This window comes from Actinobacillus minor NM305 (assembly GCF_000175195.1).
In the GTDB taxonomy this organism is placed as follows: domain Bacteria; phylum Pseudomonadota; class Gammaproteobacteria; order Enterobacterales; family Pasteurellaceae; genus Haemophilus_A; species Haemophilus_A minor.
The window spans coordinates 1-13461 of the sequence record NZ_ACQL01000087.1; the positions used below are offsets into that span (position 1 = coordinate 1).

Annotated in this window: 8 protein-coding genes; 7 read left to right on the top strand and 1 reads right to left on the bottom strand. The window is 40.4% G+C overall.

Going from position 1 to position 13461, the window contains the following annotated elements; all coding sequences use genetic code 11:
- Positions 1–113: 113 nt before the first annotated feature.
- The 4 genes from AM305_RS05015 (at position 114) to udp (ending at position 7229) form a co-directional block, all read left to right on the top strand.
- Positions 114–3125 (top strand): glycoside hydrolase family 2 TIM barrel-domain containing protein, encoded by a 3012-nt coding sequence (locus AM305_RS05015; protein WP_005823669.1) that lies wholly within the window; start codon positions 114–116, stop codon positions 3123–3125.
- A gap of 206 nt (positions 3126–3331) precedes the next feature.
- Positions 3332–4696, top strand: a complete 1365-nt coding sequence (gene ppnN, locus AM305_RS05020; protein WP_035293988.1) for a nucleotide 5'-monophosphate nucleosidase PpnN — start codon at positions 3332–3334, stop codon at positions 4694–4696.
- A gap of 8 nt (positions 4697–4704) precedes the next feature.
- The gene (locus AM305_RS05025) at positions 4705–6264 is read left to right on the top strand and encodes a DUF2813 domain-containing protein (protein WP_005823674.1); all 1560 of its coding nucleotides are present in this window, start codon (positions 4705–4707) and stop codon (positions 6262–6264) included.
- A gap of 203 nt (positions 6265–6467) precedes the next feature.
- Positions 6468–7229, top strand: coding sequence for a uridine phosphorylase (gene udp, locus AM305_RS05030; RefSeq protein ID WP_005823676.1), 762 nt, complete (start codon positions 6468–6470; stop codon positions 7227–7229).
- Here udp and rlmD read toward each other — a convergent pair whose 3' ends face one another.
- Positions 7230–8552, bottom strand: coding sequence for a 23S rRNA (uracil(1939)-C(5))-methyltransferase RlmD (rlmD, locus tag AM305_RS05035; protein ID WP_005823678.1), 1323 nt, complete (start codon positions 8550–8552; stop codon positions 7230–7232).
- A gap of 153 nt (positions 8553–8705) precedes the next feature.
- Between rlmD and AM305_RS05040 the strand changes: the two genes are divergently transcribed.
- From AM305_RS05040 to rluA, 3 genes are all read left to right on the top strand, one after another.
- The gene (locus AM305_RS05040; RefSeq protein WP_005823680.1) at positions 8706–9071 is read left to right on the top strand and encodes a hypothetical protein; all 366 of its coding nucleotides are present in this window, start codon (positions 8706–8708) and stop codon (positions 9069–9071) included.
- A 628-nt stretch (positions 9072–9699) separates the two neighbouring features.
- The gene (gene rapA / locus AM305_RS05045) at positions 9700–12609 is read left to right on the top strand and encodes an RNA polymerase-associated protein RapA (RefSeq protein ID WP_005823682.1); all 2910 of its coding nucleotides are present in this window, start codon (positions 9700–9702) and stop codon (positions 12607–12609) included.
- Positions 12610–12740: 131 nt separating this feature from the next.
- Positions 12741–13409, top strand: coding sequence for a bifunctional tRNA pseudouridine(32) synthase/23S rRNA pseudouridine(746) synthase RluA (gene rluA / locus AM305_RS05050; RefSeq protein WP_005823684.1), 669 nt, complete (start codon positions 12741–12743; stop codon positions 13407–13409).
- Positions 13410–13461: the final 52 nt, after the last annotated feature.

Consider the following 13461-nt stretch of genomic DNA (forward strand, 5'->3'; position numbering starts at 1 on the left):
GGGCGGGGATAAACCCCGCCCCTACGAAAAAATTAAGCGTTTGTGCAAGTGCTACATAATATCAAAAATCCTCCTCTTTTATAAAAAAGAGGCACCAAAATAGGAGAATGAAAATGCAACTTCCAAACTATTTCCAAGACCCAAACACATTACACATTAATACCTTGCCTCATCACGCCTATTTTATTCCCCATCAAAGTGTAGAAACGGCAGAGGAGCGAGAAAATTCAGCCTATTTTACTTTGCTTAATGGCGATTGGGATTTCAATTATTACGAAAGCTATCATCAACTGCCTCAAGATTTTTTAAGTATGGCGTTTGAGCATAAAATTCCTGTGCCATCTAATTGGCAAAATCATGGTTTTGATCGACATCATTACACGAATATTAACTACCCATTTCCATTCGATCCGCCATTTGTGCCACAGCAAAACCCTTGCGGCGTTTATCATCGCACCTTTACAGCACAGCCTAAATCGGCTAAACGCTACCTATTGAATTTTGAAGGCGTGGACTCTTGCTTGTTTGTTTATCTCAATAAACAATTTGTCGGGTATAGCCAAATTAGCCATAACACTTCGGAATTTGATGTGACGGAATTCCTGCAACAAGGCACAAATCATTTAACAGTTGTCGTCTTAAAATGGTGCGATGGCAGTTATTTGGAAGATCAGGACAAATTCCGAATGTCGGGCATTTTCCGAGATGTGTATTTGCTAGAACGCCCAGAAAATTATTTGCAAGATTTCTTTATCCGTTATGAGTTAGACGAGCATTTAAGCCAAGCGGAGCTTCGTTTAGAAACGCAATTTGTAGGGCAAAAACAACCGCTTGATGTTCAGCTTTTTGATCCGAATGGTGTTTTAGTTTTACAGCAACAAGCGGTCGATTTTTGTGAAAAAATCACGAATATTCAACTTTGGAATGCAGAGAACCCACAACTTTACACCTTGATTTTACGCTATGCTGATGAAGTAATTGTCCAAAAAATCGGCTTTAGAAAAGCGGACGTGAAAGAGGGCATTTTCTATTTCAATGGGCAGCCGATTAAATTTAGAGGCGTGAACCGCCACGACAGCGATCCGAAAACAGGGTATGCCATCAGCTATGCGCAAGCCTTGAAAGATTTACAGTTGATGAAACAACATAATATCAATGCCATTCGTACCGCCCATTATCCGAATGCCCCTTGGTTTAGCGAACTTTGCGATCGATATGGTTTCTACCTGATTGGCGAAGCAGATGTGGAAGCGCACGGAGCGAGTATGCTCACGGTAAAAACACCGGAACCGAGCATTTTCCTTAATCACGAAAATGATCCTGAAACGGCACGTATTCGCCAAGATACCATTGATAATTTCTGCTACTTTGCACGTGAGCCTGCTTTTAAAAAGGCGATTTTAGATCGCCAACAAGCGAATGTAGAACGAGATAAAAATCGTACCTCAATTATCATTTGGTCGCTAGGTAATGAAAGTGGCTACGGCGAGAATTTTGAAGCGGCTGCCGAATGGATAAAATCACGAGATCCATCTCGTTTGGTGCATTATGAAAGCTCAATTTATCAACATTCCCAGCACCAAAATGATCTCTCGAATTTAGATTTTTACAGTGAAATGTACGGCTCAACAGAAGATATTGATCGCTATTGTGAACAGCCGAAAGCGAAGCCGTTTGTCTTATGTGAATACACTCACGCAATGGGGAACTCTAACGGTGATGCGGAAGATTATTGGCAAGCGTTCCAACGCAATCGCCAATCTTGTGGTGGTTTTGTGTGGGAATGGTGCGATCACGCTCCTTACTTACCAAACGGCAAATTTGGTTATGGCGGCGACTTTGGCGACACGCCGAATGACGGTAATTTCTGTATGGACGGTTTAGTTTCGCCGGATCGTATTCCGCACAGCAACTTATTAGAGTTGAAAAATGTAAATCGCCCTGTTCGAGTAAGTTATCAAAATGGCGAATTACGCCTGCATAATTATCTTGATTTCACGGATTTAGCGGATTTCTTAACGGTGCATTATGAATTTGTTCAAAACGGTGTGGTAACAAGCGGTGGAAAATGCCAAATCGATTGCAAACCGCAGCAAAGTGCCGTGCTTAATTTGACGATACCTGAAAATAACGGCGAGCATTGGCTACTAAATTTACGTTATACGCAAAATCACGCTTCGGCATTGGTGGCAGAAAATCACGAATTAGGCTTTGATCAAATTCTGCTTTATCCGCAAAATCGCTTCAAAAAACAACCGCTTGTTAAAGAAGCAACCTACTTTGAAGTAACCGAAACAGCCCTTACCGTTGAGATTAAAAATGGTGCTTATCGTTATCTGTTCGATAAACAGAAAGGCATTTTCAGCCATATTGAGAAAAACAACGTTGCACAAATTGAGCAGCCTCTAGATTTTGTGATTTGGCGAGCGCCAACGGATAACGACCGTCTTATTCGTGAAACGTGGCAAAATGCCGGTTACGATAAGGCGTATAGCCGAGCTTATGAAACTATTGTAAAAGTGACGGAGCAAGCGGTTGAAATTGCCGTGAAATCTGCCATTTTAGCGATTTCTCGTGGGCGCATTTTGACTTTAGATCTCCATTATCAAATTTGGGCAAACGGGCAAATCTCATTGCATATTCAAGGAGAACGTGAAGGATATTTACCGTTCTTACCTCGCTTTGGACTACGTTTCTATTTACCGAGAAATCAAATTTCAACAGCGGAGCCGTTAGAGTATTTTGGCTATGGCGAAGCAGAAAGTTACATTGATAAACACCATTTAGCAAAATTGGGGATTTACCGCACAACGGCAAAAGCGAACCATACGGATTACGTCAAACCGCAAGAAAATGGTAGCCATTTTGGTTGTGAGTATCTGAAATTAAATAGATTGTATATTAGTGCAGATAAAGCGTTTAGCTTTAACCTCTCGCCTTATACTGCGGAAGAACTTACCACGAAAAAACATCATTATGAGTTAGAAGAAGCCGCTTCAACCATTTTGTGTGTAGATTACAAAATGAGTGGTATCGGCTCTAATTCTTGCGGTCCGAATTTGAAAGATGAGTATCGCTTGAATGAAGAACGAGTTGAAATCACGTTTCATCTAAACTTTAATTAATGTTGTTCAAGAAATAGTAGGGGCGCCACGTTGGCGCCCGTTTTTATCATGTTCTAAAAATACATTGTTTTTCCGTGTTGGATTTATACGGAGGTCAGCGTGATGTCCCTGTTATATTAAATAAAAGCGAGAGAATTACCGATAAATCTATTTCATAAAAATTTATTTTTTGTTATGTTGTTTGAAAAGACTAGAAGGAATCCGATATGAGTCGTTATAGAATCGCCCCCAAAGGAAGCATGGAACAACTCTCTCAGTTAGAGGTGGAGCTATTAAAAAAAGAAGCTAAAGGGAGTTTATACCCGCTTTATCGTAATTGTTCGCTGGCGGTGTTAAATTCAGGGGCGGTAACAGATGATAGTCGGACACTTTTGGCGCAATATCAACATTTTGATATTGAATTAGTCGCTTGTGAGAAAAGTATTGTGCTTGAATTGCATAATCCGCCTGAAACGGCATTTGTCGATCAAAAAATTATTCGAAATATCCAATACCATCTCTTTTCTGTATTGCGTGATATTGTTTTTGTGAATGGTATGGCAGGGCGACTAAAAGAGATATTGGACATTCCTTTATCAAAATACAGCAGTAATCTAATCTTCTCCATTTTACGTAATGCTAAGGCATTTCCGGCAAACAATGATTTAAATTTGGTCGTTTGCTGGGGAGGGCACTCTATTAGCGAAACGGAATATCAGTATTGTAAAGCTGTTGGGACAGAATTAGGATTAAGAGAACTTAATATCATTACCGGCTGTGGCACGGGTGTGATGGAAGCGCCGATGAGAGGGGCTGCTATCGGGCATGCTCATCAGCGTTACAAAAATAGCCGTTTTATCGGTATTACCGAGCCTTCCATTATTGCTTCTGAACCGCCAAACCCTATTGTCAATGAGCTTATCATTATGCCTGATATCGAAAAACGTCTTGAAGCTTTTGTGCGTTTTGGGCATGGTATTGTGATTTTTCCGGGCGGTCCGGGGACATTAGAAGAGCTATTGTATATTTTGGGGATTAAACTCAACTTTGCCAATCACGATCAACTGCTTCCAGTCATCTTAACGGCGCCAAAAGCATCTGCAAATTACTTTGAAGAAATCGACCGCTTCATTGGCGAAACGTTAGGGAAAGAAGCACAAGCGTTGTATGAAATCATCATCGATGATCCTGTGTTAGTGGCAAAAAAAATGAAATCTTCAATCGCTCGTTTAAAACAGCAACGTAGTCAAAATGGCGAGGCTTATCATTTTAACTGGTCACTCAATATTCCTGAAGCACTGATCAAACCTTTTGTGCCAACGCATCATTCAATGGCACAACTGAATTTACATTTTGAACAATCAAAAGAAGCACTTGCCGCAAACTTGCGTTGCGCATTTTCGGGCATCGTGGCAGGGAATATCAAGCCTGAAACCCAAGCATTGATTGAAAAAGAAGGGCGGTTTAAGTTATCCGGCGATCTGCTGTTGATGGAAAAAATGGATCGACTTTTACAATCATTGGTGCAACAAAACCGAATGAAATTGCCGACAGAAAAAGCCTATCAGCCTTGTTATGAAATTTTGAAATAGGGGGAGATATGTACCTAAAATTTGTTGAAATTCACGGATTTCGTGGCATCAATTCCCTCTTTTTGAAATTACGTCCAAATATGGTGCTTATTGGCGAAAATACTTGGGGTAAATCCAGTTTGTTAGGGGCATTGAGTACAATCTTCAGCTCCAGCGATGAACTTTATCAATTTACGGAAAACGATTTTCACGTTGAATTTGGTAGCCAGCCGAAAAAGCATCCACAAATTCGATTACGTTTTACGTTTTGTGAAGAGCGGGAAAACGAACATCGAGAAGCAGAGTTAAAACCTTGTCGTGGACTATTTATCAATGATGATAAAGGGTTGCACTATCTTCATTTGGAGGTTTTTGGAGAGCGGAATAATGGGGAAGTAACAACGCACTATCGTTTTACGAATGAACGACACCGCGTGATAAGTTGTGAAAACGAACAAGAGGTTATTCGTTATTTAATTCAGCGACACCCTGTATATCGTTTACGTGATGCACGTTTAAATAAATCGATCAATCAGGTGCAATTAACACCGATGCCTATTAACGCTTCAGATCAAGCGTTTGCTCAAGAGTTAGATGCTCTTGCATTGTTGATGAAGTACTATTTTTTAACGGCACAAAGCCGAAAAAATGCCCTCGAAGCTATGCAAGATAATGCTTTCTTATGGGAAAAGGCTAAAGCGCTTTGTATTCGATTACAAAAAGAACCTCATCTTGCGGAAAAAGTCCGTGAATATCTCTCAGCCTTTTTTGTTCGGGATAAAAAATTAGCCAATATAGGCACACCGATCATCTTATTTGAAGATCTTGATACGCAATTACACCCTAGAATGATTGCTATCTTATGGGCATTAATCAGCCAATTACAAATTCAGCGGATTACCACCACCAATTCAATGGAGTTGTTATCACATATTCCGTTAAAAGAGATCTGCCGATTAGTCCGTTCCCCTGATCATACTCATGCTTACCAAATTGAAGGTGGTATGTTAGGTAAAGAAAACTTAAGAAAACTAACCTTTCATATTCATCATAATCGGGGGCTAGCACTCTTTGCCAAAACGTGGATTTTAGTAGAAGGCGAAACAGAAGTTTGGATCTTAGAAGAGATGGCAAAATTACTGAATATCGATTTAGATATCGAGGGAATTCGGATTGTAGAATTTGCCCAATGTGGTTTAAGGCCTCTGATTAAATATGCTAAATCAATGGGGATTGAATGGTACGTCTTAACCGATGGCGATGATGCCGGTTTGCGCTATGCTGATACTGTTCAAAGTTTAGAGGATAATTTTGCCAACCGTTTAACCATTTTGCCTTATCGGGATATTGAGCATTTCTTTTATCATTCCGGTTTTAAGGCTGTTTTCTTAAAGTTAGCACGCTGGCAACCGAATGGAAAATTTTATCCCACTTCGCAAATCATTAAACGAGCCGTGCATTTTACCTCTAAACCCGATTTAGCAATTGCACTTTCAAAAGAGATGGAATTAAGAGGGGAAGATAAAATCCCTGTCTTATTTAAACAGTTGTTTGAAAATGTGCTATTGCTTACGCAAAAGGCACAATGAGTATAATCGTTTACGTAGGGGCGGGGTTTATCCCCGCCCGTAAATGAACCTCGATATTTCGGGCGGGGATAAACCCCGCCCCTACGAAATTTTAACGGAATGTACAATAACATAATTGTGAAAAAATTTGTTTAAACGCAATAAGTTAAATATAGATTTTGTTAAAATAAACCTTAATTTAGGCAAGTATAAAGGAGAAAAATATGTCTGAAGTATTCCATTTAGGCTTAACCAAAGCAATGTTAAACGGCGCGAAAGTTGCGATTATTCCGGGCGATCCGGCAAGAAGTGAGCGCATTGCGGCAAAATTAGAAAATCCAACCTTTTTAGCCAGCCATCGTGAATTTAATTCTTGGCTGGGATATGCCGATGGCGAGCCGATTGTGGTTTGTTCTACGGGGATTGGCGGCCCTTCAACCTCTATTTGTGTGGAAGAGTTAGCACAATTAGGTGTGCGTACCTTCTTGCGTATTGGCACAACCGGTGCAATTCAGCCTCATATCAATGTTGGCGATTTATTAGTGACCACTGGGGCGGTGCGTTTAGATGGCGCAAGCCAACATTTTGCACCATTGGCTTATCCTGCAGTAGCGGATTTTGAATGTACCACTGCATTACATCAAGCTGCATTAGCGCAAGGCGTGAAAACTTATGTAGGGATTACCGCTTCATCAGATACATTCTACCCAGGACAAGAGCGCTACGACACCTATTCAGGTAAAGTCTATCCGGCATATCAAGGTAGCCTAAAACAGTGGCAAGATTTACACGTGATGAATTATGAAATGGAATCGGCAACGCTCTTTACGATGTGTGCTGCTTTAGGCTTAAAAGCCGGTATGGTTGCCGGTGTGATTGTAAACCGTACTCAACAAGAAATTCCAAATGAAGCAACAATGAAGAGTACGGAAGAAAATGCGATTGCGGCTGTTGTGGCTGCCGCTCGCCAATTAGCTAAAAACTAATTATTTTGCTTTAACAAAAAGCGAAATGGACTCTAAATGCCCCGTATGAGGGAACATATCAATCACGGCTACTTTCGCAAGAGAGTAGCCTGATTTTATGAGTTTTTCGGCATCTCGAACTAAGGTTGCCGGATTGCAAGAGACATAAACGATCCGCTCGGGATTAAGCTCACACAAATGATCTAACGCAAAATAAGCGCCATGGCGAGCCGGATCTAATAGCACCTTATTAAAGGCTTCTGTTGCCCACGGCTGATCGACAAAACGCTCGTCTAGATTGGTTTGATAAAAGGCGACATTATCCAACTGATTTTCTACGGCATTTTGACGAGCCGTAGCCACCATCTCTTCAACCCCTTCCACGCCGACAACATAGCCGGCTTGTTGCGCAAGCGGTAAGGTAAAATTCCCCATACCACAGAATAAATCTAAAACCCGATCTGATTTTTCGAGAGCTAACCAATTCAAGGCTTGCGCAACCATTTTTTGATTTTGTTCGGCATTGACTTGAATAAAATCACGAATAGAAAAATGTAGTGTTAAATCATTGAGTTTATAGTATGGTTTTTCGCCACAAATATGCTCAATTTGTTGTGCATCGTTCATTAAGAACAGCGAAAGTTTGGTTTCTTTTGCGAATGCAAGCAATTGAGCCAAATCAGATTGGGCTAGTTCGCCCATATATCTTAATAACATCGCAACAGTGTTATCTGCCTCAACTAACTCGATATGCCCTAAGTGTTTTTTCTGCTTCCAATTCAGCAATAAATTTTGCAATGGTAGCAATAAGGCGGAGAGTGCTGGTGTTAAAATTTCACACTGTTCAAGCGGTATAATTTGGTTGGAATTTTGCATACGAAATCCCATAACCACATTCCCGTTTTGTAGCGCAACACTTAATTTGGTACGGCGGCGATAGCCTTTCGCTTGCCCAACGAGCATTGGCTCAAGTGTAATAGGCGAAGATTGCAATTTTTGTAAACGTTGAAATAACGCTTGTTGTTTGGTTTCTCTTTGTACCTCAAGCGAAATGTGTTGCATTTGGCAACCGCCACATTGAGAATAAATTGCACAACTTGGTGTTTGACGGTTTTCTGTGGTTTTTAACCACTTAACCGCCTTTGCTCGCCCATATTGCCGTTTTTCCTCAATCACTTGAATTGCGACTTTTTCAGTCGGAAGTGCATGTTCAACAAACCAAGTTTTGCCATCGATTTTGGTTACGCCAAGCCCTTGATAATCTAACGATTGGATTTCAACCACAGGGTAAGCGGTCTTTTTTTGCGGCTTTTTTGCCATTTTTTCAGAATAGAATAACACCATTTTTTATCACATAAGATGAAAAGATAAATCACAATAATGAACCATTATATCGAAAAATAAAAAAGCGAACAAAATGGCTAAAAGGGGAACTTATTTGGAGACCCTCAGTCATAAAAGCAGATGATTTATTTTACCTTATGAAGGAAATCAAAAATGAAAATGTTATCTAAAGCTGCTTTATTCGCAACAACATTAGGTTTATTTACCTCATCAGCATTTGCTGCAAGCATTCCGAGTGAAATTTATCGTCCGAATGGTCAGTTGGTAAAAGTCGATAAACAAGGTAGTGGCGAATATGAAGTTGAATATCGTTTAAAAGGAAATGATGTTCGTGGGTTAGCTAAAAGAGTTATTTCTCATGCACAAAGACATGGTTTTCGTTTAAAAGAATCTGATATTGAGCGTGACGATGCAGATTTAAAATTTAAACGTGGCGATCAAGAACTTGATGTGCAAATTGAAGTGAAAGACCACAACCGTATTGAATATAAAGCGGATTTAGATTTAGATAAAAATTAATTTTGTTTTTTAACTCGGAAAGCGGCCGCTTGCGTTTATGCAAGCGGTCTTTTCAATCGTAGTAAATTCAATAGAATTTACGAAGGATTTCAATATATCTGCTTGAATTTTAGAGGATTTATAGTAAAAAAATTAGGTTGACTATTTTTTTTTTTTTTAGAATAGGATAGTTTTTTCTGACAAACCCTTGTTTTGTTACGAAAGAGCGAGAAAGCCCATTAAATAAAAGGGTAAAATTTTATTCATGTATCATTAGCCTCCATTGGAGGCTTTTTTTATATTTGAAATCTAGAAAAAGACAGTGTTGGTGATGATTTTAACGTTTGTGTGCCCTGTGTTTACTCAATTCTCTTTTTTTTGATCAAAAAAATTCGGTTGACTATTTTTTTTTTTTTTATAATAGGGAAGTTTTTTCATAAAGATACTTTGCGAAAAAGCTAAAAACCCATAAACGATAAAAGGGTAAAAATTTATTCATAATTCCTTTAGCCTCTTAATAGAGGCTTTTTTTTTGCCTGAAATTCAGCTTAGGAAACGTTGTAAAATAACCGAAGAAAATGACCGCTAGTTTTTTCTCGATGGTAAATTTGGTAAAATTCTCCTGAATTAAAATAAAAAAGAGGCAAAAATGTTCGTTGTAGGTCAGCGTTGGATAAGTGAATCTGAAAATAACTTGGGATTAGGGATTGTTTCTGCGGTGGATAACCGTGCCATTACGATTCAATTCCCGGCAGCGGAGGAGGAGCGCATTTATGCGATCGCCGTTGCGCCACTCACTCGAGTGCAATTTCAAGTGGGCGATGTTATCAACGCATCAGAAGGTTGGCAAATGGAGGTTAGCCAAGTCATTGAGAATCAGGGCGTGATTTTATATCTTGGTAAACGTTTAGATACTCAAGAGGAAGTGGTATTGCCCGAAATGGGGCTTGATCATAAAGTGAGTTTTAGCCGTCCTCAAGATCGTTTGTTTTCCGCACAAATAGACCGTTCAGATCGGTTTGCTCTGCGTTATCATGCGCTAAAACACCAACAAGCACAATTTCAATCTCCACTACGTGGGCTGCGTGGAGTAAGAGCCGGACTTATCCCTCATCAATTACATATCGCCAAAGAAGTGGGACAGCGTTTGTCGCCTCGTGTGTTATTGGCGGATGAAGTGGGGCTAGGTAAAACCATTGAAGCCGGTATGATCTTACAACAACAACTGTTTGCCGGCCGTGCAGAGCGAGTATTGATTTTAGTACCTGAAACCTTGCAACATCAGTGGTTAGTGGAAATGCTTCGCCGTTTTAATCTTAAATTCTCGTTATTTGATGAGGAGCGTTGTAGCGATTTTGATAAAGCGGATGCAGATGGTCATGATGTGAGTGAGAACCCATTTGATACGGAATCAATGGTTATTGCTTCGATTGATTGGTTATCGGCGAAACCTCATCGTGCGGAGCAGGTTAAAGCGTGTCAATGGGATATGCTGATTGTTGATGAAGCGCACCATTTAGCGTGGTCGGAAGAGGCTCCTTCTGTGGCTTATCAATTAGTTGAGGCATTAGCCAAACAAATTCCTTCAGTATTGCTTTTAACCGCAACGCCGGAACAACTTGGGCAAGAAAGCCATTTTGCACGTTTAGCTTTGCTAGATTCAGACCGTTTTTATGATTATCAAGCCTTTGCTGAAGAACAAAATGCTTATCAGCCGGTGGCGGATGCGGTTACTACTTTGTTAAGCGATAAACCATTGAGTACGAATGCGCAAAATACGATTTCGGAGCTATTGAGCGAAGAAGATACCGAGCCGATGTTTAAAATCATCAATAGCGAAAAATCATCAGAATCCGACCGCTTACAAGTTCGCCAAGAGTTGATTCAAGAGTTAATTGATCGTCATGGCACCAGCCGTGTGCTATTCCGTAATACTCGCCAAGGGGTAAAAGGTTTCCCACATCGTGAATATCATCAGGTCAAATTGGCAATGCCGGGGCAATATACAAATGCATTGAAAGTGATGAAAATGATGGGGGGCATTAAGCAAAGTGATTTGCTTTATCCGGAACAACTTTTTCAGCGTTTAAATCCTACGGCTCGTTGGGCGGAATTTGATCCTCGTATTAATTGGTTAATTACCTTCTTAAAAAATCATCGTGATGAGAAGGTGCTAGTGATTTGTAAACAGGCGGAAACGGCGATTGCACTTGAACAGATCTTGCGTGAAAAAGAGGCAATTCGTGCAGCGGTGTTCCACGAGCGTATGTCGATTGTTGAACGAGATAAGGCTTCTGCCTATTTTGCTCAGCAAGAAGAAGGCGCGCAGGTACTCATTAGTTCAAGCATTGGTTCGGAAGGGCGAAATTTCCAATTTGCCAGCGATTTGGTGTTATTTAATTTGCCGGATCATCCAGATGTGTTAGAACAAAGCATTGGTCGCTTGGATCGTATTGGGCAGAAAAATGATATTAAAATTTATGTGCCTTGCTTTGAGGATTCTGCTCAAATTGTGTTGGCAGAATGGTATCACAAAGGTTTAAATGCTTTTGAGGAAACGTGTCCGATGGGGGCTACGCTCTTTGATGAGTATCATGAGAAGTTGCAAGGCTATTTAGATAATCCACAAGCGGACGGATTTGACGAATTTCTTACCAAAGTAAATCAACGCCAAAAAGTGTTAAAAGCGGCACTTGAAAAAGGGCGAGATCGTTTATTAGAGCTTAATTCTAATGGCGGAGAAGCTGCGCAACAATTAGCAGCAGCGATAGCAGAACAAGATAATCAACCTCAATTAGTAAATTTTGCTTTAAATCTTTTTGATGTGATCGGTTTGGAACAAGAAGACTTAGGCGAACAAAGCATTGTGATTAGCCCGACTGGGCATATGCTCGTGCCGGATTTCCCGGGGCTTGCGGAAGAAGGTAGCACGGTAACTTTTGATCGCCAATTAGCCTTGATGCGTGAGGAAGTGGAATTTTTAACTTGGGATCACCCAATGATTCGTCATGGTATTGATTTAATCACATCGGGCGATATTGGAAAATCGGCGGTGTCGCTGTTAGTGAATAAAAACTTACCAGCAGGCACATTGCTACTTGAGGCGATTTACATTGTGGAAACGCAAGCACCGAAAGGGCTTAATTTGACTCGCTTCTTACCACCTACGCCAATTCGTATTTTATTAGATAATAAAGGCAACGATATGGCTGCTCAGGTCTCTTTTGCCGGTTTGGAAAAGCAATTGAAGCCGGTAAATAAGCAGATGGCAAATAAAATTGCGAAAATGGCACGTACAAATGTCGAGAAGATGATTGGTGCGAGTGAACAGAAAGTTGTAGCGCAAGCCGAAGCGATCATTGCTGAAGCAAAAGCGGAAGCGAATAGCAAATTAAAAGCCGAATTACACCGCTTGGAAGCGTTAAAATCGGTCAATAAAAACATTCGGGCAGATGAAATTGCAACGTTAGAGCAACAGCTTAATGATACACTCACGCAATTAGATCTTGCTACTTGGCGACTTGATTGCTTGCGTGTCATTGTGAGCAATCAAAGCTAGTTAAAATTGTAGGGAGAAATTATATTTGCCCTAAACAATTTATGGTGCATCAGGGCGAATGTGATTCGCCCCTACAACTTATAAATAGATTTTAAACCTGTGGTACATATCCCACATGATTTCGGAAATATATGGCACTTATTGAATATCATCCACCTTTAGAACCTTTTTTAGATGAGGTTTACCGAGATAACCATATTTTGGTCATCAACAAACCGAGCGGATTGCTCTCTGTTCCAGGGAATCGCCCTGAATACTATGACAGCGCAATGACACGGGTTCAGCAAAAATATGGCTTTACCGAACCGGCTCATCGTTTAGATATGGCTACAAGCGGTATTTTATTGTTCGCATTAAGCAAAGTGGCAGAAAAAGAGTTAAAACGCCAGTTCCGAGAGCGTGAGCCGAAGAAACACTATATTGCGTTACTTTGGGGTAAATTAGGCGAGCGAGTAGGGGATAAGGGCGTGATGAATTTTCCTCTAATTTGTGATTGGGAAAATCGTCCTCGTCAAAAAATCTGCTATGAACGAGGTAAAAAAGCGGTAACACATTATGAAGTGTTGGCGCATTTACCGAATAATACAACACGAGTTAAATTAACGCCCATTACTGGACGCTCTCATCAGCTAAGGGTTCATTCACTAGCATTAGGACACCCGATTCTTGGCGATAAATTTTATGCGAACCCATTAGCGAAAAGCCTAGCATCTCGTTTGTGTTTACATGCGGAAAGTCTAACCATTACCCACCCGATAACAGGGGAATTGATGACGTTTAGTGCGGAGGCTGATTTTTAATAAAATTTATGTAGAAGTATATATTATACTTTTACCAGAAATTAATAGAACA

What these genes read in the sequence shown, in the direction of transcription:
- AM305_RS05015 (WP_005823669.1), top strand. Translation starts at nt 114, where the DNA reads ATGCAACTTCCAAACTATTTCCAAGACCCAAACACATTACACATTAAT.
- ppnN (WP_035293988.1), top strand. Translation starts at nt 3,332, where the DNA reads ATGAGTCGTTATAGAATCGCCCCCAAAGGAAGCATGGAACAACTCTCT.
- AM305_RS05025 (WP_005823674.1), top strand. Translation starts at nt 4,705, where the DNA reads ATGTACCTAAAATTTGTTGAAATTCACGGATTTCGTGGCATCAATTCC.
- udp (WP_005823676.1), top strand. Translation starts at nt 6,468, where the DNA reads ATGTCTGAAGTATTCCATTTAGGCTTAACCAAAGCAATGTTAAACGGC.
- rlmD (WP_005823678.1), bottom strand. Translation starts at nt 8,552, where the DNA reads ATGGTGTTATTCTATTCTGAAAAAATGGCAAAAAAGCCGCAAAAAAAG.
- AM305_RS05040 (WP_005823680.1), top strand. Translation starts at nt 8,706, where the DNA reads ATGAAAATGTTATCTAAAGCTGCTTTATTCGCAACAACATTAGGTTTA.
- rapA (WP_005823682.1), top strand. Translation starts at nt 9,700, where the DNA reads ATGTTCGTTGTAGGTCAGCGTTGGATAAGTGAATCTGAAAATAACTTG.
- rluA (WP_005823684.1), top strand. Translation starts at nt 12,741, where the DNA reads ATGGCACTTATTGAATATCATCCACCTTTAGAACCTTTTTTAGATGAG.